The sequence below is a fragment of the Salmonella sp. SJTUF15591 genome, from assembly GCF_043356435.1.
GTDB lineage: Bacteria > Pseudomonadota > Gammaproteobacteria > Enterobacterales > Enterobacteriaceae > Salmonella > Salmonella enterica.
On the sequence record NZ_JBEUJO010000003.1, the window covers coordinates 490,524 to 515,718 of the forward strand.

Consider the following 25,195-nt stretch of genomic DNA (forward strand, 5'->3'; position numbering starts at 1 on the left):
GGGTAATTACTGGCACGGGCGAAGAGGTTTCCTCTCCGCCCGTGTATGCATGTTAAGGGCAGATGAAAAGAGATGGCGAAAAGAGATTACTACGAGATTTTAGGCGTTTCCAAAACAGCGGAAGAGCGTGAAATCAAAAAGGCGTATAAGCGCCTGGCCATGAAATATCATCCGGACCGCAATCAGGGTGATAAAGAGGCCGAAGCTAAATTTAAAGAGATTAAAGAAGCCTATGAAGTGCTGACCGATGCGCAAAAACGCGCAGCCTACGATCAGTATGGTCACGCCGCGTTTGAACAAGGCGGTATGGGCGGCGGATTTGGCGGCGGCTTTAATGGCGGCGCTGATTTCAGTGATATCTTTGGTGACGTTTTTGGCGATATCTTTGGCGGCGGGCGTGGTCGCCAACGTGCGGCGCGTGGGGCTGATTTGCGTTATAACATGGATCTCACCCTGGAAGAAGCGGTGCGTGGCGTGACCAAAGAGATCCGTATTCCGACGCTGGAGGAGTGCGACGTTTGCCACGGCAGCGGGGCGAAAGCTGGCACGCAACCGCAAACCTGTCCGACCTGTCATGGTTCTGGTCAGGTACAGATGCGCCAGGGATTCTTTGCTGTACAGCAGACCTGCCCACACTGTCAGGGACGCGGTACGCTGATCAAAGATCCGTGCCATAAATGCCACGGTCATGGGCGTGTTGAAAAGAGTAAAACTCTGTCCGTTAAAATCCCGGCGGGCGTGGATACCGGCGATCGTATTCGTCTGGCAGGCGAGGGCGAAGCGGGCGAGCATGGCGCACCGGCAGGCGACTTGTATGTTCAGGTCCAGGTGAAACAACACCCTATTTTCGAGCGTGAAGGCAATAATCTTTATTGCGAAGTGCCGATCAACTTTGCGATGGCGGCGCTGGGCGGTGAAATTGAAGTGCCGACGTTAGATGGTCGCGTGATGCTGAAAGTACCGAGCGAAACACAAACGGGCAAGCTGTTCCGTATGCGCGGCAAAGGCGTGAAGTCCGTACGCGGTGGCGCGCAGGGCGATTTGCTGTGCCGTGTGGTGGTTGAAACGCCGGTCGGTCTGAGCGAAAAACAGAAGCAATTGCTAAAAGATCTTCAGGAAAGTTTTGGCGGCCCGACGGGAGAGAAAAACAGCCCGCGTTCAAAAAGCTTCTTTGACGGCGTGAAAAAATTCTTTGACGATTTGACTCGCTAATCTTTTTCCCGTTGTATTTTTCTTCAGCCCGGGTGTATATCCGGGCTTTTTTCTGCCTGTACGCGCCCAGGCTTCTGTTAAACGCATCGTATCCTCTCATTTGTTGATATTTTGTTTTTACTGATAAACAAATTGATGTTAATCAGCAGTTTTGTATACGCTTATTCTTTAAAAAAACGTGATGTGATGACATTAATGATTGCTTTTTTAGATGCTGTGAATTGATTTATCTTGAGTATTATCTATATTGCTTTTTTTAGTTTCCGGAGGCAGACAGCGAATGGGATCGAAAGGTGCCAACAAGAGCTTTGATTATAATTTAATCAAAATTCTTGACGCTGTTATTTTGTCAGGAAATGCGGCTATGGCGGCAAAAAAGTTAGGCATTACACCGGCTGCCGTTTCTCTGGCGTTAAAGCGCCTGCAGAGTTATTACCCGGAAGAACTGTTTAGCAGAGGGAAAGGCGGGCTCATCCCCACAGCTAAGGCTGTCGACATTCACCAAAATTTCAGTCAGGTGATGAAACTGGTGGATGACACATTTCTCTGTAATAGCAAAAAAGATGAAGCGTTCCAGATAACGTTATTAGGCAGTGATATTGTTGAAAGCTATTATCTTTCTCAGCTCTATAACAGCGATATATTTGACCGTATTTTGATAAATCATTTCACTGTCAGAAATATGAGTCGGGAGCATATCAGCGAACTTCTGTTTACTGCGCAAGGCGATCTGTTGATTAGTGCCGAACCTTTGCTGGAGTCCGGCATAGAGAATCAAATTATTGATAGTTTTAAATCATTTGTTTGTATCTGTAGCAGTAAACACATGCTGAGTACCCTCTCACAGCTATCGCTACATCATTTTTATTCTTCGCGTCATGCGTTATATCAGCCGGGGATGGGGGCTTCAGTGATATATCATGATAGCGAGTTATTTAAGGATGAGCTTTACTATACTGGCAGGCGTATTGTCGGCTATCGCAGTGATTCGCTTAACGGTTTGATGAGCATGATCGAACGAACCTCATTGATTGCATTGATGCCTTTGAAATTAGCGCTTTTTTATAAAAATCATCGTAAATATGACATTAAATTTATTCAGCCTCCGCCCGAACTGGCTTTGAAGTCAGTTCAGGTCTATGCATCCTGGAATAAAAATAGTAGAAATATATCGACGATTAATGAGATGGTAAGTATGTTACAAACGCTTTCCTCCTTCCGTCGCTAATACACCTCATTTTTACGCTTTGATTTAATATGGTTTTAAATGATGTGCTTTGATTTTTACCCTTCTGACAGGGCGCTTACACTCCTTGTGTTAATTATTCATTTATAATGATTTCGGAGTGTTAAAATGTCTATTCCCAACCATGTGTCGACAACGGAAGTTGTGCTATTGGAGCTAGAGATCTTACTCACTATTATTTCGATTGGCGCGTGGGGAGGCTTTGTCAGCTATCTTTTACGCAAAGATAAGACAGAATATAATAGTTCTCATGAAAGTATAAAATATTGCTTAACGCAGATCGTGATTTCTTGCTTCACCAGCTTCTTGTTAAGCGCGATTGCGATCGAAAAAGAGTGCAGTTTCAACATTGTTCTGTTGGCGGCAGGCTTAGGCGGTGTTTTCGCGAGTCCGATCTTAAAAATTCTTGGGCGGCGGATTAAAAAAATTATCGAAGGAAATAATTCAGATTAATTATCATTCGCGGTATCAGGCTCATCCGTGAGCCTTTTACGCGTTTTTTTTCAGCCGGGTCTAGGTCACTCTATTCTTGATCCAGCCATAAATAAATTGTTCGTTATTGTGGTTTTTCTCAGCAACGTTTAAGTAGTACGTGCCCTGACTGCAATTGAGGGCTTTCACCAAAACGGCTTCCCCTTCCTGGCCTCGCCAGGCCAAATAATGTTCGAGAGCGGCAAGCGTCCGCGGGCCAATATTGCCATCCACATGAATATCCGGGTAGCGTTTACCTTCGTGATTAAAGACGTTCAACCAGCGTTGCAGCCACGCGCTGGGGTGGTAAGCGCCTATGTTGACTGCCGCATCGCACAGCTCGAAGGAGACTGGCCACGATAGCGTCGAGATGACGTCAAAGCCTGGTTTTATCCAGTAATCCTCTTCGAGAATCGCGTAGGCTTCAGCGTGGGTCAGATCCCGCATATCGCCAGCATAGCCATGCGCTCGCGCCGTGGCTTCGGTAATGCCCCAATGGGTGGCGCCGCCTTTATCTTTAGGGTTAAATACGTAACCGCCTTCAAGCGCAATAATTCCATCTATAATTGGATTCATCTTCCCTTTCCTTCGCTTAGTGAATATGCAGATACATGAGAGAACCTAACGTTACTGAAAATACGGTCGTCAGGGCGGCGATGGTTTGCCGTACAATCTGTTTTTTTCTTCCCTTTGTTTCGCTATCCGTCGCGATAATGGCGATATCACTATTCACTTTGAGACCTTGTCTTGGAATGGTAATAAAAAGATCGTTAATACCAAGCGCTTTAAGGTCACGTCTGATTAAATAGAGAATCTGCGTTAGATTTGCATCATTAACATAGTGGCTTCGACTTCCCCATAACGCAGTGGTTATTTTTTGTCGCTCGATAATCTCCAGATGAGCATTCTCGATGATGAAACTGAGACATTTGGCTCTCATCGCAGTCATTTTAATAACCTGTGAATTTGAGACCGTCCTCAGTTCATATTTACCTTCATTGTAAATGCAGTTGCTATTAATGATATAAGTTTTCATAACGTCTTCCTTTAGAAATGTACATCCTGGTTGTCTGTGGTGACTATATTGTATGAGAAATGTCTTAATCCAATAAATGTCACTGGTTTTATTGTATTGTCATTGTCTATAGCGAGTGTAATCACATTATTTCATTGAAATTAAATGATATTTAATTACATGATAAATGATATTTACTATGCTCTCACCAGAACGGAGTAAGCGGGCGCTGAAAGGTGTTGTTTTCTCTTCGACAGACGGTGTTGTTAACCTCATTTTTATGATTTTTATATCATCTAAAAAGATGATGTTTTGTGATTAGCTATTTTTTATGCCTGTAACGATTATGGACCCCGCAGAACGAGCTGCGACAATTTTGAAACGTAAAAGGAAATTTGAAAATGGCTACAAGCAAACTGATTCAAGGCGATACAATTACTGAAACTACTCATGCAGCGAATGGTTTTGACCCTGCAACAAGCGATGATAAAATAAGCTATACTTCCGCTCGTGTTGCGAAACCGGTATACAATAAATATAAAAATTCCACGACTAAACCGAAGGTATTCGGTTATTACACCGACTGGTCACAGTATGACAGCCGTCTGCAAGGCAATATGTCCGAACCAGGCCGTGGTTATGATTTAACCAACGTTTCACCGACGGCTTATGACAAACTGATTTTTGGCTTTGTTGGCATCACCGGTTTCAGAAAAATTGATAAAGAAGACCGCGACGTCGTAGCAGAAGCGGCAGCACAGTGCGGCAAAGTGAAATATGAGCCGACCTTCCTCGATCCGTGGGGTGATTTCCAGTCTTATATCAACCTGGGTTTTGAAACCAGCGGCTGGGATGTTGATCCGAAAACCGTGACCCAGGCTAACGCCAAAGGTATGCTGGGCGCGCTGCGTGATATGCAGGCAAAAGCGAAAGCCGCAGGTCACACGCTGGCGCTCTCCATGAGTATCGGCGGCTGGAGCATGAGTAACGGGTTCCACGAAACCGCCGCTTCTGACTCTTCTCGTAAAATCTTCGCCAAAGGCGTGGTGAAACTGTTCAAACAATTCCCGATGTTCAGCGAAGTGGATATTGACTGGGAATACCCGAACGATGAAGGGGCGGGCAACCCGTTTGGTCCGGAAGATGGCGCTAACTACGCGCTGCTGATTGCCGAACTGCGTAAACAGCTGGATTCCGCGGGTCTGAGCAATGTGAAAATCTCTATTGCCGCTTCTGCTGTCACTACTATTTTTGACTATGCGAAAGTAAAAGATCTGATGGCTGCCGGCCTGTATGGCATCAACCTGATGACCTATGACTTCTTCGGTACGCCGTGGGCGGAAACGCTGGGCCACCACACTAACCGCAAAGCGCTGGAAGAGGGCGGCTGGGCTGTCGAAACTATCGTTGATCACCTGCTGGCGGAAGGTTTCTCCGCTGACCGTATCAACATCGGTTATGCCGGCTATACCCGTAACGCTCGTCAGGTAGAAATTGAATCCCTGTCGCCGCTGAAAGGTTCTTACAACCCAGGTTCTGGCGTTACTACCGGTTCCTTCGAATCCGGCACCAGCGAATGGTATGACGTCATTTATAGCTACCTGGATCTGGAAAACCAGAAAGGCCGTAACGGTTTCAACGTTTACACCGACCATGTCGCTGATGCTGACTACCTGTATAGCCCGGAATCCAAACTGTTTTTATCCCTGGATACGCCGCGTACCGTCAAAGCAAAAGGCGAATATGCAGCGAAACTGGGCCTGGGCGGCGTGTTTACCTGGACTATCGATCAGGACAACGGCGTGCTGGTTAACGCCGTGCGTGAAGGTCTGGGTTATGAAATCGAATCTGAAGTTATCGATATGGAACCGTTCTACTTTGAAGGTATCAATGTAGAAAAAGATGAAGAGCAGAGCGACAGCGACGACGCGCAGAAGGTCAACCACGCGCCGAAAGCGGCGATTGAACTGCTGGTCGTAGGCGGATCTACGGTACAGCTGTCTGGCGCAGGTTCTTCTGATGAAGATAACGATGAGCTGTCCTTTAGCTGGGGCGTGCCTTCTCAAATCACTGTGGCAGACAAAACGGCTGAAATCATTGAGGTTGTGGTACCGGAAGTTAGCGAAAAAACAGCCTTCCAGTTCACCCTGTTTGTACGCGACTGCTACAACGAACCGTCCTCTCAACAGCGCTTTGTTCTGACGGCTGTGCCTGCGCTATCTCCGGTTCAACCGGAACCGGAACCGGAAGAGGAAGAAGAGATTATCGTTCCTGTACCGGACGAGGAAGAAGATACCACGCCGGCTGAGGATGATACGTCAGCAGATGACAAAACGTCACCTTACGCGCAGTGGGATGCTTCTACCGTTTATGGCGCAAACTGGGGTTCTTTCGAAATCGTTAGCTGGAAAGGCCATAACTATCAGGTGAAATGGTGGTCTATGGGCGACCAGCCTGACCTGAACTGCGGAGTCGGCGGTGCATGGACCGATCTTGGCGCTTACTAATACACGGCATTAAGCACGATGTATTGGGCTTCATGATTCAAGCCCCGGTTTACCGGGGCTTTTCTCCACCAGGGACAGAGGAAGAGCAGACCATGACCATTTCCATCCATGCCAGCGCATTTGACGTCAACAGCTGGTATCAAAAAATCACCTTAACCTTCATCAATGAGAGCGGTAATGCGGTCGATATGAACCATGCCGCAATATCATTCACGGCTTCCGGGCACATCGATCCATGGGGAAATAGCGGCGGTACGCTCAAAGGGAACCTGCCGCTTACGCTGAATGAGAGTTCGTATGGCACGCTGGAAACTAACAACATCATCATTAATAACAACGATGCATTACTTCTTCAGCCGGGCGAACGCGGGACGCTCTCTTTCAGCCTCGCGGCGACGCAGGTGCCGGTAAAAATGTCCGCCATCACCTTGACGCTGGCGTCATCGTCATCCGAAGACGCAGAGTCTGAAACCCCATCCGATCAGGAGACGCCAGCGATACCCGCCGCAGACGAACAACCCGCCGAACCCGATGTGCCGGAAAAGGACAATGACCTTCAGGAACGCGGCCTTACGCTTAACGTTAGCGAGTTGAATGCCGCGAGTTGGTATCAACGCGTCACCTTTACGCTGACCAACCTCTACGCCCAGGCGATAGATCTCAATCAGCTTCAACTGAATTTTACGGCCAGCGCGCACCCCGACCCCTACAGTCCGTTTCAGGGAACAATGCTGGGAAATCAGGCCGTGACGCTGGCCAGCGATGGGGGATGGCCCATCGAGAAGAATACCATCACCATTAATCATGACGGCGCGCTGATGCTGGCGGCGGGGGATACCGCCGAATTACAGTGCTATCTGGCTGCCACGCAGATGCCAGTTGCCATCAGCGATTTGAGCGCGACGTTGGCCCATGACCCTGCCCGTCAGGGAAAAATTTGCGTTCATTTTCCTGCCATGACGCAGACCGTGGCGCTCAAACCGGCAATTGAGCTGCTGTTTCCTGCCGGCGAAACCCGGCGCTTTGTCGGTGAGTGGGGCGAGGTTCTGACAATAGGCGATCTTAGCGCAGGAACGTATCGGCTTACCGTACCGGTACTGGCGAATAATGAGATGCAAATCGCGCCAGTCGAGTCCTCTTTTACCGTTACGCTGCAATCCGGCGATGCCGCCGCGCAGGTCCAGGTATCCTGTCTGCCAATTGTCCGTTATGCCAGCGCGCGTCTGATGATTGACGCCCCTGCGCTTGGTAATGCGAAATTGACCGTTGATATCGCCGATACTACGCAAGCGGATGAGCGTACCGTCACGCTGATCGCCAACCAACCGCAGTTAATCACCCGGCTACTGGCGGGGCATCATTATACGGTCAATCTGCAGCCTGCGATGATTAATAACCGCTTTATATCGGCACCCATACAGCTTACGGGTTTTATCCCTGCTGCGGCGCAGGTTGCCGAGGTTGCTGTCGCTTACCAACAGTCAGCGCTCGACACGGCGAGTTTCGTGACGGTGGATGCCACTATACTGGGTCTGCCCGATGGCGTCGCGCCGCAGCGTTATCTGTTCAGCAGCGGTAAATATCAGTACTCATTAATGCTGGAGAGCGGCAGCGATCGGCAGACGTTGGCATTACGCTTTGCGCCCGGGCTGTATGATGTTCAGACGGACGATATTTTCATCGACAGTGTGCCGTGGCGTTGTGAACAGGCCGGGCCGCTACGGTTGTTGCAAAAGGTCAACCATGTGGCGCTGGAGTTTCTGCCCGGCGTGACGCTACAGGTAAAAGGTTGGCCTGATTACCTTGCACATGGCGGCGTGACGGTTAACGCGCCAGAGACGGTTTCTCTTTATCGCGATATACCGTTTAGCGCGTTGTTTAAATACGATGGTTTTGACGGCGGCGGCGATCCGGTTCCGGCCGCGGAGGTTGACGTGAACGGGGATGGTTTTCTGGATTACGCGACGTTACCGATCCATAAAACCGTTGCGCTGGTGCGCCAGATAGAAAAAGAAGCCGGGCGTAGCATCATGCCGGTAATGGTCATTTATACCGCGAATGCCAGCGGCGGTAGCGCGCTGGCGGATTTACAGGATGCGCAAAAGCTACGTAACCATTTTGGTAACTTTATTACCCAGTGTCTGGCGGCGCAGTCATACAAAGATGAGACGCATCCTGTCCCGGCCACCTTTGTGCTTAACCCGGATTTTCTCGGGGCGCTACAGCAAGGACCGTATGGCTATACCGTAGTACGGCAAAAAAACAGTGTGCCGGTGAATGCCCAACTGGCGGCGGCGATACAAGCCTTACCGGCGATGGCTGGCTTTATCGCGCCTTCGTTGCCGACGTTTAGCGACGATCTCTACGGCTATATTCAGGCGGTGAACTATCTTGTTCGTCAGTTTGCCCCGGATGTGGCTTTTGGCTGGCAGACGAATGTCTGGGCGACAGGAACGGCGGACTGGGTGCTGCGCGATACCGCTGATCCGGTAGCTGAAGGGCAGGCGATCGCCGGATTTATTCATGAACTGGGCGTTTACAGCGGAGAATATGCGCCGGACTTTATTGCGTTTGATAAATTTGAGCGTGACTGTTTCAGTCCTGATGCGCTTGCCCACTATGGCTGGAATGCGACATGCTGGCTTAATTACCTGGCGATGGTCAAACAGGTGACGAAAGCGCTGCTGACGCCCGCCATGCTGTGGCAAATCCCTGGCGGCCATATGCCTACAGTAGAAGAGGGCGTCAGTAAAGTCAGCGCTGCGCACTTTGCATCCGGCGGAACCTTTTTTATGGGTGACGCCCGTATTGGCAGCGATCCTGACACGCTCTCTTTGCAGCTACTCAATACGGCCTTAAATAGCGCGACTTACGGCGTCCCGACCGTCGGCGACTTTTTACGTAAAGATAAAGGGTATGACTGGGGCCAGATGCAGGCGCTGAACCTACCGGACTTTAACGTCTTTTCGATCTTATGGGGCGGTGGTTCTACTATCAGTATTACGACAATCCATTCTAACGGTGAAGACGGCGGCTGGCTGGCGGATAAAATGGTAGAGTATTATGCTGCTCCACGCTATTTCAGATAATATCACTGTTTATTTGCATTAATCTGGACTATTAGTTTGAGATTCGAAGGCGCGTGCTTTCGAATCTCTTTTCCTGCGCCCCCTGACCTCTCATTCTTTATGCGTAATTCGTTATTAATTTTCTGTAATCATTTTGTATTAAGAATTGTCTTAATCTTAAAAATATTGCGTATTAGTGCGTTGTGAATACAGAAATACTGCATAGTGATGTTATTTATTATTAATTTAAGTACTTTTTGAGAGGTTATACTGTGGCGCTACATTGAGTAGACAACCGTTAATGAAAAAAATGATGAACGACGCTTTTGCTAAAGATAATAATGAGAATTCATTACACTCTTTTCTTTTTTCTCAGCAGGCTAAACCTCACGCGGCGATTGATGCCTTATTTTCGGCCTTGTTGCCATTTGGTCAACCGTTTACGCTGGGTATCGGCGATGAGTTTTATTTACAGGCAAACGATGAACACTACATTGTATTACTGGAGTCAGGCGTTGTTTCTTTCTGTCATAATGACAAACGACTCCATATATCTTCATCGTTTGCGCCATCGGTCGTGGGTATGGTTGACAGCTATGGCGCTACCTATAATGTCCCCGCGCGACCGGAACACTTTTTGCTCGCAGAAACGGTTTGTACCGGTAGATTTGTTCGCCTGCCGGATTTTATAAAAATCGCCGATGAATGCGATTTGTGGCACGACGTGGCCCGTTGTCTGGCTTACCGTCTGATGGTGATGAGCGCGCGCGATCGTGAATTAGTCGGCGTTGATTCTTATCTGAAAGTTCGGGCGCTGCTGACTGAAATCTGGGCTTATCCACAGGCCTACCGGGAAAGCATTATCGTGTTGAATTTTATTCAACGGCGTACCGGGATATCGCGCAGTCGGACCATGAAGATTCTGTCTGAACTAAAAAAAGGTGGGTATATCCATATTGATAATGGGCGGCTGACGGCGCTCGGAAAACTGCCAGTGGCGTATTAATGTACCATACGCAACGATATATTTACATATCTCGACTGAATTTGCCTGTTATCGTTAATAAAATGTTTTATTGAAGGTTGTTATGAAGGCTATTTTTAAAAAGTCAATACGGCTAAAGGAGATAGGCCGAACGACTGGTGTAAAGTTAATATAAAACAATAAGTTATGCCTGGTCCTATAAAACCAAATGTCGATGATTGCAACTTGCCGTTGGCTTGCTAATAATTAATAACATCGTTATCTCATTATAACGTAAAGATTAACTCACGACGTTGAGTGGCTGTTTTATTGCTTCTGACATTTATATCAGAACAAGAAGACACTTTTTTTCGCATAAGAAAAAGTCGTGATATTGCTGTGAAGAAATATCAGCAGCCGTTTCGTTAAAAAATCTGATTACCCTCATTTTTATATTTAAAAGGAGCTTGAATGAAAAAGCCTGTACTAGCATTAATGGTCTCTGCAATTGCCTTTGGCGGAATGTTGTCCACCGCGCAAGCGGATACTACAACCGTCACTGGCGGTACGGTAAATTTTGTCGGACAGGTCGTTGACGCCGCCTGTTCTGTTTCCGCTGACTCTGTCGATCAGACCGTGACATTAGGCCAGGTTCGCGCCAGTAAATTAACCGAGGCCGGTATGGTGGCGAATCAAAAAGAAGATTTCACCATCAAACTGGAAGACTGCGATACTCAGACCAGCCAGAATGCGGCGGTGATTTTTAATGGCCAACAGGACGCAAACCAGCCGGGGTCGCTGGCGAATACCGCTGGGGCAGGTTCGGCGACGAATGTGGCATTACAACTTTATGGACCAGATGGCCAGGCGCTGAATATCGGTGAATCGTCCAGTACTGTTACCTTGAACGATGGCGAAAACGTTATTCCGCTTAGCGTAGATTATATCGCTACCGGTACGGCGACTGCCGGTAATGTTACCGCGACGGCGACATTTAGCATGGTTTATTCCTGATTCCTTATCGGGATTTTTTTCTCGTCTGTTGGGAGGCGAGAAAGGGGCGTTACGCGCGTCACTGCGCGTAACAAACCGACGGCATCAGGATATTACGCAGATGAAAAAAAACGTACCGATTTTCCTTCGATTATTGCTACTGCTGTCGGCGGCCGGCCTGTCGTTTGCCGCGCAGGCGGGAGGCATTGCGCTGGGCGCGACCAGAGTGATTTATCCGCAGGGAAGTAAGCAAACCTCCTTGCCGATTATTAATTCTTCTGCTAGCAATGTTTTTTTAATTCAGTCATGGGTCGCCAATGCCGATGGTTCACGCTCGACGGACTTTATCATTACGCCGCCTCTCTTTGTGATCCAGCCTAAAAAAGAAAATATATTACGTATTATGTATGTCGGGCCGTCATTACCGACCGATCGCGAAAGCGTATTTTATTTAAACAGTAAAGCGATACCCTCTGTCGATAAAAATAAATTGACCGGCAACTCCCTGCAAATTGCGACGCAAAGCGTGATTAAGCTATTTATCCGCCCGAAAAATCTGGCGGAGGCGCCAGCTCATGCCCCGTCGACGCTTCGCTGCCGTAACGAGCGCGGCCAGCTAACGATTACTAACCCTTCGCCGTACTACGTTTCGATGGTTGAACTGTACAGCGCGGGGAAAAAACTGCCGAATACTATGGTACCGCCGAAAGGCGCGATCACTCTCCCGGCGACGCCCGGCCAGGTATCTTTGCGCACGGTAAACGATTTTGGCGCAACGACGCCAGCACGCGTTTGTCCAGCTTCATGATGTTATGCGTAATCAGCTTTTCATGACGCGATATTACTCCAGCGTAGCTAAACCCGTATTAACCCCGCTGGCGTTGGCTATCGCACTGGTGCCTGCGCCGGGGTGGGCGGAAAACTATTTCAACCTGGCGTTTCTGTCTGACGACCCGTCTGCGGTGGCCGACTTATCGACCTTTTCCCGTAATGCCCAGGCGGCGGGGATGTATCGCGTTGACGTTTACCTGAACAATACGTTTCTCGCGACCAGAGACATTGCCTTCCAGGCGGTGAAGACGGCGGGAAAAAGCGCGCCCACCGATGACAGCGGATTACGCGCCTGCCTGACGCCTGAAATGCTTAAAAATATGGGGGTAAACACCGGGGCGTTTCCACTGTTGGCGAAGGCGGCGGCGGGAAGTTGCCCGGATCTCGCCAGTGCGATACCGGCCGCCCGGACCCGCTTTGATTTTGCGCAGCAACGTCTCGACATTAGCATCCCGCAGGCGGCGATGGTTGCCAGCGCGAGAGGCTATATCCCACCGCAATACTGGGATGAAGGTATTAACGCGTTGCTATTGAATTACACCTTTACCGGCGCGAATAGTCAGGATCGGAGCCCCGGCGGCAGTGCGGAGAACAGCTATTTTCTTGGATTGAATAGCGGCCTTAATCTGGGGGCCTGGCGGTTACGCGACTACTCCACATGGAACGCGAATAGCGGCGATCAGAATAGCGACAGCGACTGGCAGCACATCAGTACTTATCTGGAACGTGATGTGGTCTTTTTGCAGGGAGAACTGACGGCAGGCGATAGTTACACCCCCTCCGCATTATTCGACAGCCTTCCTTTTCGCGGGCTACAACTGGCGTCTGACGACAATATGTTGCCAGACAGCATGAAGGGCTTCGCGCCGACCATTCACGGCATTGCCAGAAGCAACGCGCAAGTGACCATTCGGCAAAACGGCTACATCATCAATCAGCGCTATGTGCCGCCCGGGGCATTTACTATTAATGATCTCTATCCTACCGCCGCCAGCGGCGATTTGACTGTGGAAGTCAAAGAATCCGACGGTTCTATTAATCGCTATAACGTGCCCTATTCCGCCGTACCGATTCTACAACGAGAAGGGCGGTTGAAGTATGCGGCGACGGTGGCGGAGTATCGCAGCGATAGTAGTCAAAAAGAGAAGGTGAAATTCAGTCAGGCGACCTTGATATGGGGGTTACCGCATGGTTTTACGCTGTATGGCGGAACACAACTTTCCAGTCATTATCACGCGCTGGCGATCGGCAGCGGCGCAAATCTGGGCGACTGGGGCGCGGTGTCGCTGGATGTCACCCAGGCTACCAGTACGCTGGCGGATAATAACACCTACCAGGGGCAATCGCTGCGTTTCCTGTATGCCAAATCGCTTGCACAGTCAGGAACCAATTTACAGCTTATGGGTTATCGCTATTCAACCTCGGGCTTTTACACGCTGGATGATACCACGTGGAAACGGATGAGCGGCTATGACGATGACAGTCGGACTGACAGCGATAAAAGCAGGCCGGAATGGGCGGATTATTACAATCTTTATTATACCCGGAGGGGCAAAGTACAACTCGATATCAATCAACAGTTAGGCGGGTTGGGATCGCTTTTTATTACCGGCAGTCAGCAAAGTTACTGGCACACTGATGAAAAGGATTCTTTGTTGCAGGTGGGATACAGCGATACGCTGGCGGGTATTGCATGGAGCGTTTCTTACAACAATAACAAATCCGCAGGCGATGCGGAGCGCGATCAAATTTTCGCGCTGAATATCTCGGTGCCGCTAAGTCAATGGCTGCAACACGATGATGAGGTCACGCGCCATCACAATGTTTACGCTACCTTTAGCACCAGTACGGACAAACAGCATAACGTTACGCAGAATGCGGGCCTTAGCGGCACACTGTTGGACGAAAACAATCTTAGTTACAACATACAGCAAGGCTATCAGAATCACGGTATTGGCGAAAGCGGCGCCGCTAGCCTGGAATACGATGGCGCGAAAGGTAACGCCAATATTGGCTATAACGTTAGCGATAACGGCGATTACCAGCAGGTGAACTATGGCCTGAGCGGCGGCCTGGTGGCGCACGCGCATGGAGTGACGCTAAGCCAGCCGTTAGGCAATACCAATATTTTGATTGCCGCGCCGGGCGCAGCCAACGTCGGCGTTGTCGACCAGCCGGGTATTCATACGGACGCGCGTGGCTATGCGGTGGTGCCGTATGCGACGACATATCGCCAAAACCGTATGGCGCTGGACGTTAACGCCATGGCTGATGATGTCGATATTGATGACGCGGTGACTCGCGTTGTGCCGACCGAAGGCGCGCTGGTTCTGGCCCGCTTTAAAGCGCGAGTCGGCGCGCGTGCCCTGGTAACGCTGAATCATAACGGTAAGCCTGTACCCTTTGGCGCAACGGTGACGGTGAATGATCGCCATGCGGAGGCGATTGTTGACGAAGCCGGGGAGGTCTATCTTTCCGGGTTGTCAGCGCAAGGCGTTCTGCACGTTCGCTGGGGGAACCTGCCGGATCAACAGTGCGTCGCGTCCTATCATCTCTCTTCCTCCCGTCAGATTCTGAGTCGACAACATGCGGAGTGTCATTAAATGAAAATACCTCTTTTATTTGCTCTGCTGGCGGGAAGTGTCGTATCGCAGTACGCCTTCGCAGACGTGTGTAAAAACGTTAACGGTGTACCTTCCAGTATTAATTACGATTTAACGACCACTCTGACGGCAGAACAAAACCAGGTGGGAAAGACGGTTCAACTGGAAAAAAGCCAGGAAGTTAATGTACAGGCGGTGTGTCCCGCCGGCGCGTCGACCTATAGCCAGACTTATCGCTCCTATGTGTCGCCATATCCGGTCGTAGAAACGAGCGGTAACTGGAAATATTTAAAGCTGGACCCGGACTACCTGGAAGGCGGAATGCGAATTGAGGATTCTTCGGCGGGCGATATCTATCCGCCAATGAACAACGTTCTGATGGGATATGATGAAAATGTGAAAGCGGGTCAACCGTTTTACGTTCGTGACTCAAATCTGGAGTTTCAGCTCAAAATTGTTAAACCGTTCGTCGGCACGGTGAATATTAGTCCTAAGACTATGTTCAATGTTTATGTCATGACCGCCGCAGGCGATCCGCTGACAGATGTCGTATACAGCATTCTTTATAGTGGAACGGTGACCGTACCGCAAAGCTGTGAAATCAACGCCGGACAAACGATTCTGGTAAATTTCGGCGCATTATACAGCGGCAATTTCAACCATGCAGGCCAAAAGCCGGAGGGGGTACGGGCGAAAAAATTCAGTGTACCGGTAAAGTGCAGCGGTCTGGATTCGCAGGTCAATTTAACAATGCGTCTTATCGCTACGCCGGATAGCCACTTTCCCCAGGCTATCGCTTCGGATAATGCCGATGTCGGCGTAGTGGTCGAAACCGATGAAGGAAACGCGCTTATCCCCAATGATGTACAGAGCGTCGCGCCTTTTATCACCGATAGCGCCGGACGCGCTAACATCACATTGCAAGCCTACCCGGTAAGTACAACAGGCGAAACGCCTGCGGAAGGGGCATTTACCGCACTGGCCAGCCTGCGAGTGGACTTTGACTAAATGAACAGATCACACTGCGCTCTTTTTGCCATGGGACTAATGCTGTGTCCGCAAATCAATGCCAGCGCTGACGACCTCGCTTATAACCTCGAATTTACCGGCACTATTGTGGCGCAAACCTGCGACATAGATATCTCCAGCCTCAGTCAAAGTATTGATTTAGGACAGTTTGCGGTTGGCGATTTTCCTTCGACAGGAACAACGACAAAATTTAAGCCCTTTAATATCAACCTCAAAAATTGTTCCCGAGGAATTGCCGGGGCGAAGATCTGGTTTACCGGCGAACCCGATCCGGACAATCCCGCGCTACTGGCGATAACCGATACCGGGATGGGAAGCGGAAACATGTTAGCAAGCGGGGTTGGGGTGGAAATTCTGAATGATGATCAGGATACCATCAGTATCAATAATGCCGACTCGGTGGTCTATCCGTTGAAAGCCGGACGCAACACGCTGTCTTTTTATATTCGCTATAAATCGACCCGGCCGACGGTCACGTCCGGGAACGCGACGGCGGTCATGTATTTCGATATGCAGTATGAATGAGGAGCCATCGTAATTATGCGTAACGATATCCTGTACGGCATCGGGATGCTGCTGGCGGCATCCGGCGTCCAGGCGCACGATGGCCGGGTCTATGTCTCCGGAACCATCACGGACAATACGTGTTCGCTCTCTCCTGGCTCGGAAAATATTAACGTGGCGATGGGCGCGGTTTCTCAACGGCAGTTTTATCGCGCAGGCGACGGTTCCGCATGGCAACCTTTTGCTATCGATTTACAGAACTGCGGCAGCACTGCCAGCGGCGTAACGGTCAGTTTTAGCGGTGCGGCGGACAGTCGTAATACGGATTTATTGGCGCTTACCGCAGGGGAAAGCGACGCTTCAGGCATTGGGATTGCGCTTTATGATCAAAATAAAACCTTAATCCCACTGGGGCAGGAGAGTGATGTGGTGACGCTCAGTCCGGGCCAGGCGTCGGCACATCTGCAATTTTATGCGCGTTATCTTGCCGATGGCGGCGCGGTAACGCCCGGGGACGCCAATGCCTCCGCAACCTTCATTCTTGCCTATGAATAAGCTCTTTTTACGCTGCGCGATATATTGGTGCTTGCTTCCCATATCATGGGCGCAGGCTGGCGTGGTAATTGGCGGTACTCGCTTTATCTATCATGCGGGCGCCCCGGCATTAAGCGTACCGGTAAGTAACCATTCAGAAGCGTCCTGGTTAATTGATACGCATATTTTACCTGGTGGCCGCTGGCCTGGAACCAAAAACGAAGGGAATATCACGCCCTTCGTGGTCACGCCGCCATTATTTATGCTTTCAGCGCGCCAGGAAAACTCAATGCGGGTGGTTTATACCGGCGGACCGCTACCCGCCGACAGGGAAAGTCTGTTTACCTTGAGTATCGCCGCTATTCCCTCCGGTAAACCGGAAGCGAACCGTGTACAAATGGCGTTTCGTTCGGCTTTAAAATTGCTCTATCGCCCTGAGGGACTCGCCGGCAATCCGCAGCAGGCCTACCGGCATCTGATCTGGTCGCTTACCCCCGATGGCGCGACGGTACGCAATCCGACACCCTATTACGTTACGCTCTTTTTATTACGCGCTAACGAGCGCGCCCAGGACAACGCCGGGGTTGTGGCTCCCTTTGCAACGCGTCAAACGGACTGGTGCCGGCACACGGTTCGCTGCACTGTGCGCTGGCAAAGTATTAATGACTATGGGCGGGTAATGCCAGCGCAAACCGTGGATCTGACGCGTATTCATTAACCTTTTTTTCAGGCGTCTCCCGATAGCGGGAGGCTTTCCGATCTTATCGAACGAGACTTTTATTATGTATTATCACGCGTTAAAACTTTCCCGACTGGCGATGTTGACGTTGGCAGGCGTTGCCGTATCCGCCTCGGCAATCGCCGCCGATTCTGCCCCGACGTCGCAAATTGGCCCGACGGCGGAAGCCTACATCGTCAGTCATCCGGATAAAGTGGGAGAGGTGGTGGCAACGTATTTGGCCGAACATCCGGAATTTTTGGTCGCCGCCAGCGAGACGTTGCATCAGCGTCAGCAGATTGCGCAACAACAGGCGTATGTTCAACTGGCATTACAGTATCGTGCTGAGTTGCTCAGTAGCAGCAGTCCTTCCGTTGGGCCCAACGAGGCAAAAGCGGCGGTGGTGATGTTCTTTGATTACCAGTGCTCGTGGTGCAGCAAAATGGCGCCTGTGGTCGAAAACCTGATTAAGGCGAACCCGGATACCCGGTTTATTTTCAAAGAGTTTCCTATTTTTTCCTCCCGCTGGCCGGTATCCGGACTGGCGGCCAGAGTTGGCGAGCAGGTATGGCTTACCCAGGGCGGGGCGAAATATCTCGACTGGCATAATGCGCTTTATGCCACAGGGAAGGTGGAAGGCGCGTTAACGGAACACGATGTCTACACCCTGGCGCAACATTATCTAACGCCGACGCAGTTGGCCGCCGTAAAAGAAGTGCAAAGCAGTGGTGCAGTACATGATGCGCTCCTCACTAACCAGGCACTGGCGCAGCATATGGATTTTAGCGGCACGCCTGCTTTTGTCGTCATGCCTCAGACGCAAAACGGTGATGTAAAACGGGTGACCGTGATCCCGGGAAGCACGACTCAGGATATGTTGCAAATGGCGATTCAGAAAGCGAAGGGGTGATATTCGCTCAGAGGAGAACGCACAGGAGTGAAAGTAAAATGAAGTCTATGCGTTGCGTCATACCGGTGATTTTACTTTCCTTTATCGTTCATGAAGGGACAGCGAAACCGACCGCTCAGATTCATTTTATGGGATCGGTTGTTGAAGCAGGCTGCTGGAATGACGTGGGAACCTTAGAGATTCAATGCCATAATAAAGAGGGAATTGAACGTTATATTATTGTCGAGAATATTATCACGCCGATATCGTCTCCTCATGCAACGGTAAAACGAGATTATTTGGATGAAGATAAGCAATTAACAGTGCTACGCATTGTCTATGACTGAACCGCGTAGCAGACCGCAGATGGTGTCCCGTCAGTGTCGTGTGAGGATATTATGAAAAATGTTCTCACCTTCCCGGGACGCGGTCTACAGACTTTATCTTCAGATAAACGGCGCTAAAAAGAAAAGCACGATCAATAAAAAAAGAGTGGGAATACCAATGGATATAATTTTATTACATCGGTGAGTATGATGTTGAATAGCTTGTGGCGGTATGTCAGCAGCGTCAATGATAAATCTTTCATCGATTTTTATCCCCTGCCTGGGGAGTGTAACAAACAGTTCGAAAAGCCCGATTTGTTGTAAATCTCGTCGCAGCAGATAAAGAAGTTGCGTCAAATTAGCATCGCTAACAAATTGACTTCGCTCTCCCCAAACTGCGTGTGAAATCATCTCCCGCGTAATCAGTTTCTTGTAGGCATTTTCAAAAAGATAGCTTAAACAACGCGCACGCATTAGCGTCACCTTTAGCACTTTTTTATCATGTAATGTTATTATTTCTCTTAACGACTCATTATAAATAAATTCGTTATTAATAGTATATTGTCTCATGAATTCACTCCGTTTTGATATTCATAAGGTACGTTTCACACTGTCAGTGTGTTCACTGGCGGTAAAGTACTCCTTACATCAGTGCGGATAAGCGTAGAGAACCGCAAAGAAATAAGAGAATCATTTGTGATTAAACTGAATAATATTATGCTTTTTTGCTTTTTTATAAAGTGTGCCAGATATTTTTGATGTTTTTTATAAAATAGCATCATGTGTTTTTATTTTACACAGGCTGAAATGATATCAATAAAATTATAATTTAATAACAAACAGATAGAGGAAATGATTTACTTATTGAAATAAGTGTGGTGCAAGGTTAATCTGCGCCTTAAATGATGGTGCCAGATTATACCAGCCAGGATAACCTATATGCGGCCAATAAAAAATGCTAAAAAAATTGACTACAATCTGATCAAAGTGTTCGATACGGTTATTACTGAAGGAAATGCAACCAGGGCTGCGAGGAAACTGGATGTCACGCCTGCGGCGATCTCTCAGGCTCTTCTTCGTTTACAAAATCTTTATGGCGAAGAGTTATTTATCAGAACCCGCAAAGGATTAGTCCCGTCCAGCAAAGGTAAATCGCTCCACCAGGTATTTCGCCAGGCAATTGAATCTATAGAAAGCACACTGTGCGATAAAACAGATGCTCAGGAGAGTAATGAACTCATTGTTCTGGGAAGTGATATCACTGAAAATTACTATTTTCCGGCATTGCTGGATACTGTGTTGATGAATCGATATATTATTAAACACTATGCGATTAAAAAAACAGGGGAATACTCGCCAGCCTCCATGCTGACGCATGGCTATGCGGATATCATCATGGGAATTCTGGAAATTAAGAATGAGATGATCGAAAGTTTTCTTATTGATAATTTATCTGATTTTGTTTGTGTTTGTGGTGAAAAAAGTCCATTGGTTGGGCTTGAAAAAATGTCTTTATATAATTTTTATGCTGCCAGACATGCTGTCTATCATTCAGATATGTTCTCTTCTTTCAATGCTGATAGCATTGATTTATTCAAGAGCAGTACGCCTTATGCGGGGCGCAGGGAAATAGGTTATTATAGTGATTCACTATTTGGCGTTATCGGTGTTGTTGAAAAAAGCGATATGGTTGCGATTTTGCCAGGAAAGATTGCTACTTATTTTAGAGATGTGCGGCGTTATAATATAAAAATACTACGTATGCCTGATGAAATAATTTTTCGTACATTACCCGTTTATGCTTATCTGGCTACAAATAGCACCCATTATAAAAATGCCAAAAAACTGATATCAACATTTCAGTCGACCTTTCTTTTTAGCCAGGAAAAACAGCCTGACGCTTTGGTTGAAGGAAGCACATCCTTATGCGATTGATCAGTTTAATATCAAATTACTGTATTAAATAAATAACCATTATGACCATGGTCAGTAAAGCAAAAAATAATGCTATATATTTATCCCCTTCTTTTTTTAAAGAAGAGGGGAGGTTTTTGTTTTCATTGCTGATAATAATGTTAGCATCTACTTTAATACCCGTTCGAGGCACCGTGGAAAAAAACTGGCTCAAGCCAAAGCCTTTAAGGTCGCGCCGCAGTAGATATAAAATCTGGGTCAGGTTGGCGTCGCTGATAAATTGACTTCTTTCCCCCCAAAGTTCATTAGTGAGTTGTTTTTTATAAATAATCTCTTGTTGTGCATGATTCAGCATATATTCCAGACACTTTATGCGCATTGCGGCAATTTTTATCATCTTTCCCGTTTTTATGTTTTTTAGCTCATTGGTCTTATCATTGTAAGTGTGCGTGCTGTTAATTAAATAAATAGTCATGATGTTATTTAATGGGTTTAATTGGGGTAGCGATAATAATATGCATATTAAATTTGTGGATCAACTGGTGTGATTGTAATAGCGTCTTTTTTCCAGAGAAAATCGTATCGTGTCACAAAAATGATGGTTTTTTAGAAAAACTAAAATTTTATTTTTAGTCGCTCTAAAAATAAAATGATAGTAGTGTTAATTTTTATCAGTATATTGATATGCTTTGATTGATTTATTGTTGACATAAAATAATTTGAATTATGGCGCAAGGCCTATGCCAACCATAAAAAAGGTATAGGCTATTGGTCACAATGCATTAATGCTACATAATTGTTATGCTTTTATAGTAGCGCCAGGGAAATAAAATCTTCGGACGATAAAGAATAGTTTTAGTCTGGGTGTTATTTTATGGATGTTTTATTTTAAATTATTAAACCGATTTCTCTTGTTGACGTAGGGTTATTTGCTAAGCAACGGGCTGGCATGTTGTAGCTGCTCGTTGCCTATATCCCAATTAATCAGGAGAAACGTATGAATAAGAAAAGTTCGTCAATGGTTAACATGCCCGCACCGCGTGAGCCGATTAACCAGAAAATCGATACCAATAACGCACTGGTTTTAAACCATAACGCCATATATGAACAACGATTAGCGGAGATCACGCAATCTAATACCAGTGACAAGGCCATTGTCACCGTAAATCCCTACGGGACCGCCCCGTTGAGTCTCTATCTGGGGGTTTGGATGGATGAAGCTGCCGCGCTTGAGATCAATGTTGTTGATAGCGAAGCGACGACAGAGGCAGTGCGTTATCAATATGATGTACATCCGGGCGCTAACCTTATTCCTGTGTGTGGGATGGTATCCGCGGTGAATAATCAGATTACCCTACGCCTTGCCTCGCAAATTGTCGGGCAATATACAGTAATGACAGACGCATTACCGCCCACGGATTCGGCTAACGTGAGCCTCGGCTTCCCTATTATTAGCGTCTCCTGTCCTGCGCAGCAGGCCTCGCTGATGGAGGAAGGACTTTATTTCTCCACTTATTTTGATCGGTATAATCTGGCTTTTGATCATAACGGGATTGTCCGGTGGTATGTCAGTCAGGAAATCCCTTCTTATAATTTTGTCAGAATGGATAACGGCCATTTCCTGGCGACGTCACAGGGAATAAACCATTGTCTGAATATGTATGAATTTGACATTATGGGACGGGTTTATACGGTTTATCTTCTCGACAATGAGTTCCATCACTCCATTCTTCCCATTGAGAACAATCTGGCGATTGCGCCTTCAGAATATAGCAATGGACGGCCAGATGGTTACTCAACCGGGAAAGATGGCGTTTCTATTATTAACTTATCTACCGGACTTGAAGTCGCCTATTACGATATGCTGTATGTGATGGATTATTCCAGATCGCCGCGTCCTTCCGGAAGCGCGCCAGGTCAGGATGTATCAATGGATGACTGGCTGCATATCAACCAAAGCTATATTAATGAACCCAACAATTTGCTGATCTGTTCCGGTCGACATCAGAGCGCGATTTTTGGCGTAAATGTGGATTCCGGCGAACTGCGCTTTATTATGGCGAACCATGAGGATTGGTCTGACGAATTCAAGCAATACTTATTAACCCCTGTCGATGATGATGGTGTCCCGCTGTACGATCTTACCTCGCCGGGAGGGATTGATGCGGCAGATAAGAATTTCTGGACCTGGGGGCAGCATAACATTGTTGAAATTCCAAACGATGAGCCTGGTATCCTGGAGTTTATGGTCTTTGATAATGGTAACTATCGTTCACGCGAAGATGCGAAAAGTCTGTTGCCGCTCGATAACTTCAGCCGGGTGGTGCAGTTTAAAATAAACCTAAACACGATGACCGTAACGCGTCCGTATGAATATGGTAAAACGGAAGTCGGGAACCGGGGCTATAGCAGTTTTGTGAGCGCTAAGCATTTATTGACTAATGGTCACCTGGTTATTCACTTCGGCGCGACGACGGTTGATGAGTTTGAACATACCATTACCGCGCAACCAGGTTCCAGCGATCTTGTCGATCCGGATGAAGGGCAACAGGCGTTAGGCCGACTGGTATTACAAGAAATCAATAAAGAGACGAAAGAGGTTTTATTCGAAGCGATGGTGACGTCGGGCTATTTCAAGAACGAAGAGACGAATGGCACGAATTATCGTTATGATATTTCTGCATTTCGGGTATACAAAATGCCGCTGTTTGCATAACTAAGTATGTTATGCGGCCGGTTATCGACCGCATAACATTATGGCTTATTTGCTAATATCATCCACGCGCATGGTGTGGTCAGGTTGAATATTGTTAACCTGCTTCATATAGTTAACCAACGCTGGTGCGGTTTGTATCCCTATATATTTGATATTTTTACCTTTAGTGAAGGTAAATCCGCCACCACCTTTACCGATAAAGGAATCCAGCGCGACGGTATAGAGTTTATTGTCTTCTACCGGTTTGCCTTTGATATCAAATTCAACAATACGCTGGCCCAGCGGTTTGGTGCTGTCATATTTAAACTGGACGGTTTTCGATACGTGCAGCATACCGTTTTTCAGATCGGCAGCGTGTGACATGATGGATTTCAGGTCCTTACCGCTGATTTCCATGCTCATGACATCGTTGGTGAACGGATACATACTCAGCACATCACCATAGGTGATATTACCTTTAGGCAATTCGGTACGGATGCCGCCAGCATTATAGAAGGATGCGTCGGCGCCAGGAACGGTAGCCATCAGGGCATCGGTGATTAAGTTGCCGGTTGGCGCGGATTCACCGTAAGAACGGGTCAGCACTTCCGGAGAGTGCGCGACCACCTCATCGGTAATTTTCTTAACCTTGTTATCCCATTCGTCAATTTTGGCCTGCGTGACCGGATCTGGCTTATAAGTATCCGCATACATGGTGATCAACTTACCATTGTAGCTGTCCACTTTTTTGGTTTCCGGGTTCCAGTCAAGCACCAGTTTACCTAATTCGATGGTGTACGCATCCGTGGAAACGACAAGAGTATCGCCCACTTTAATCGGTTCTGGCGTACCTTTATGCGCATGGCCGGTAATCAGGACGTTAAGTCCATAGCCTTCCAGCGATTTCGCCATATCAACGTCGGTTTTCAGTGCGCGTGCGACATCAGCCTCGCCCGCGCTGGACTGCATACCCGGCACGCCTTCGTGGGCGAGCAGCACGGTCAGGTCAACTTTCCCTTTTAACTCTTCCAGCTGTTTTTTCACATAAGGAATCGGATCGCGGCAGTCAACGCCTTCACGCACGCCTGCGGCAATCGCTTCATAGAATGCGGAAACGCCGTGCATACCGATGACGCCGATCTTGAATCCATCTTTTTCCACGATGGTATACGGTTCTTTAATTAATGGCGTATCTGTGCCGCTGTAAAAAACATTATCCAACAATACCGGGAATTGCAATTTGCTGAGCTGTTTAACCAGATTCTCATGGCCATGGTCAAATTCATGGTTACCGACAGAGACGGCGTCGTAAGGCATGGTATTTAAAATATCAATAATAGCCTCGCCTTTGGTCAGCGTACTGATAAAAGGTCCGGTGAAATAGTCGCCAGCATCAAAGAAAAAGACATCTTTCTCTTTCGCTTTTGCATCTTTGACAATTTTCGAGATGGGCGCAAAGCCCCCTACCGGACGTGTCTTGGATACATAGGGGATAATTTCTGGGGTTACATGGGCATGTAAATCGTTTGTATAATAAATTGTGATGTCACGCGCATCGGCTGAAAAGGAAATGGCTGAAGACAAACCAATGCACAGCGACAGTAGGGATATCGAAAACTTTTTGTTCATATAAACCATCCATTTACGCTACATTAAAGAAAAACAATGTCTGTAGT

22 protein-coding genes are annotated in these 25,195 nt (G+C 47.9%); 17 read left to right on the top strand and 5 right to left on the bottom strand.

Annotation, left to right across the window (positions count from 1 at the left end; translation table 11 throughout):
- Positions 1–72: 72 nt before the first annotated feature.
- From dnaJ to ABVM99_RS09855, 3 genes are all read left to right on the top strand, one after another.
- The gene (dnaJ, locus tag ABVM99_RS09845; RefSeq protein WP_001119009.1) at positions 73–1,212 is read left to right on the top strand and encodes a molecular chaperone DnaJ; all 1,140 of its coding nucleotides are present in this window, start codon (positions 73–75) and stop codon (positions 1,210–1,212) included.
- Between the two features lie 280 nt (positions 1,213–1,492).
- A complete protein-coding gene (locus tag ABVM99_RS09850; protein ID WP_000534911.1) occupies positions 1,493–2,440 on the top strand; it encodes a LysR family transcriptional regulator in 948 nt (315 codons plus the stop codon).
- Between the two features lie 126 nt (positions 2,441–2,566).
- Positions 2,567–2,911 carry a phage holin family protein gene (locus tag ABVM99_RS09855; protein WP_000026889.1) on the top strand — a complete coding sequence of 115 codons (345 nt, stop codon included), beginning with the start codon at positions 2,567–2,569 and terminating at the stop codon, positions 2,909–2,911.
- Between the two features lie 60 nt (positions 2,912–2,971).
- Here ABVM99_RS09855 and ABVM99_RS09860 read toward each other — a convergent pair whose 3' ends face one another.
- Together ABVM99_RS09860 and ABVM99_RS09865 are read right to left on the bottom strand one after the other, a co-directional pair.
- Positions 2,972–3,505: a glycoside hydrolase family 108 protein gene (locus ABVM99_RS09860; RefSeq protein WP_001068132.1), complete on the bottom strand. Its 534-nt coding sequence runs from the start codon at positions 3,503–3,505 to the stop codon at positions 2,972–2,974.
- A gap of 16 nt (positions 3,506–3,521) precedes the next feature.
- A complete protein-coding gene (locus ABVM99_RS09865; protein WP_000860681.1) occupies positions 3,522–3,965 on the bottom strand; it encodes a transcriptional regulator in 444 nt (147 codons plus the stop codon).
- Positions 3,966–4,345: 380 nt separating this feature from the next.
- On the opposite strand from ABVM99_RS09865, the gene ABVM99_RS09870 reads away from it, so the two are divergent.
- From ABVM99_RS09870 to ABVM99_RS09925, 12 genes are all read left to right on the top strand, one after another.
- The gene (locus ABVM99_RS09870; protein ID WP_023195071.1) at positions 4,346–6,451 is read left to right on the top strand and encodes a glycosyl hydrolase family 18 protein; all 2,106 of its coding nucleotides are present in this window, start codon (positions 4,346–4,348) and stop codon (positions 6,449–6,451) included.
- Between the two features lie 92 nt (positions 6,452–6,543).
- Complete coding sequence (locus tag ABVM99_RS09875) at positions 6,544–9,540, top strand: hypothetical protein (RefSeq protein WP_023195072.1); 2,997 nt, start codon at positions 6,544–6,546, stop codon at positions 9,538–9,540.
- A 280-nt stretch (positions 9,541–9,820) separates the two neighbouring features.
- Positions 9,821–10,525 carry a winged helix-turn-helix transcriptional regulator gene (locus ABVM99_RS09880; RefSeq protein WP_000738619.1) on the top strand — a complete coding sequence of 235 codons (705 nt, stop codon included), beginning with the start codon at positions 9,821–9,823 and terminating at the stop codon, positions 10,523–10,525.
- Positions 10,526–10,954: 429 nt separating this feature from the next.
- Complete coding sequence (locus ABVM99_RS09885; RefSeq protein ID WP_000743357.1) at positions 10,955–11,497, top strand: fimbrial protein BcfA; 543 nt, start codon at positions 10,955–10,957, stop codon at positions 11,495–11,497.
- Positions 11,498–11,597: 100 nt separating this feature from the next.
- Positions 11,598–12,284, top strand: coding sequence for a fimbrial biogenesis chaperone BcfB (bcfB, locus tag ABVM99_RS09890; RefSeq protein WP_000742551.1), 687 nt, complete (start codon positions 11,598–11,600; stop codon positions 12,282–12,284).
- Positions 12,285–12,288: 4 nt separating this feature from the next.
- Positions 12,289–14,910 (top strand): fimbrial usher BcfC, encoded by a 2,622-nt coding sequence (bcfC, locus tag ABVM99_RS09895; RefSeq protein WP_023195073.1) that lies wholly within the window; start codon positions 12,289–12,291, stop codon positions 14,908–14,910.
- Entirely contained in the window at positions 14,911–15,918 is a 1,008-nt protein-coding gene (locus tag ABVM99_RS09900; RefSeq protein ID WP_000701245.1) for a fimbrial protein BcfD, read from the top strand.
- Positions 15,919–16,464 carry a fimbrial protein BcfE gene (locus ABVM99_RS09905; RefSeq protein ID WP_001082038.1) on the top strand — a complete coding sequence of 182 codons (546 nt, stop codon included), beginning with the start codon at positions 15,919–15,921 and terminating at the stop codon, positions 16,462–16,464.
- Between the two features lie 15 nt (positions 16,465–16,479).
- Entirely contained in the window at positions 16,480–16,998 is a 519-nt protein-coding gene (locus ABVM99_RS09910) for a fimbrial protein BcfF (RefSeq protein ID WP_001243232.1), read from the top strand.
- Positions 16,964–17,695 (top strand): fimbrial chaperone BcfG, encoded by a 732-nt coding sequence (bcfG, locus tag ABVM99_RS09915; RefSeq protein WP_001135045.1) that lies wholly within the window; start codon positions 16,964–16,966, stop codon positions 17,693–17,695. The genes ABVM99_RS09910 and bcfG overlap by 35 nt, the downstream gene beginning before the upstream one ends.
- 64 nt (positions 17,696–17,759) lie before the next feature.
- On the top strand, positions 17,760–18,605 hold the full coding sequence (locus ABVM99_RS09920) for a DsbA family protein (protein ID WP_023195075.1): 846 nt from the start codon (positions 17,760–17,762) through the stop codon (positions 18,603–18,605).
- A 38-nt stretch (positions 18,606–18,643) separates the two neighbouring features.
- On the top strand, positions 18,644–18,931 hold the full coding sequence (locus ABVM99_RS09925) for a hypothetical protein (protein ID WP_000839831.1): 288 nt from the start codon (positions 18,644–18,646) through the stop codon (positions 18,929–18,931).
- A 99-nt stretch (positions 18,932–19,030) separates the two neighbouring features.
- Here the strand turns inward: ABVM99_RS09925 and ABVM99_RS09930 are convergent, their stop codons facing one another.
- Positions 19,031–19,480 (bottom strand): transcriptional regulator, encoded by a 450-nt coding sequence (locus ABVM99_RS09930; RefSeq protein WP_058800516.1) that lies wholly within the window; start codon positions 19,478–19,480, stop codon positions 19,031–19,033.
- Positions 19,481–19,849: 369 nt separating this feature from the next.
- On the opposite strand from ABVM99_RS09930, the gene ABVM99_RS09935 reads away from it, so the two are divergent.
- Complete coding sequence (locus tag ABVM99_RS09935; RefSeq protein ID WP_001247397.1) at positions 19,850–20,845, top strand: LysR family transcriptional regulator; 996 nt, start codon at positions 19,850–19,852, stop codon at positions 20,843–20,845.
- 16 nt (positions 20,846–20,861) lie between these two features.
- Here the strand turns inward: ABVM99_RS09935 and ABVM99_RS09940 are convergent, their stop codons facing one another.
- Positions 20,862–21,299: a transcriptional regulator gene (locus ABVM99_RS09940; protein ID WP_000158344.1), complete on the bottom strand. Its 438-nt coding sequence runs from the start codon at positions 21,297–21,299 to the stop codon at positions 20,862–20,864.
- A 522-nt stretch (positions 21,300–21,821) separates the two neighbouring features.
- Here ABVM99_RS09940 and ABVM99_RS09945 point away from each other — a divergent pair.
- A complete protein-coding gene (locus ABVM99_RS09945) occupies positions 21,822–23,540 on the top strand; it encodes an aryl-sulfate sulfotransferase (protein WP_023224141.1) in 1,719 nt (572 codons plus the stop codon).
- Between the two features lie 45 nt (positions 23,541–23,585).
- Here ABVM99_RS09945 and ABVM99_RS09950 read toward each other — a convergent pair whose 3' ends face one another.
- Positions 23,586–25,157 (bottom strand): bifunctional UDP-sugar hydrolase/5'-nucleotidase, encoded by a 1,572-nt coding sequence (locus tag ABVM99_RS09950; RefSeq protein ID WP_000262866.1) that lies wholly within the window; start codon positions 25,155–25,157, stop codon positions 23,586–23,588.
- Positions 25,158–25,195: the final 38 nt, after the last annotated feature.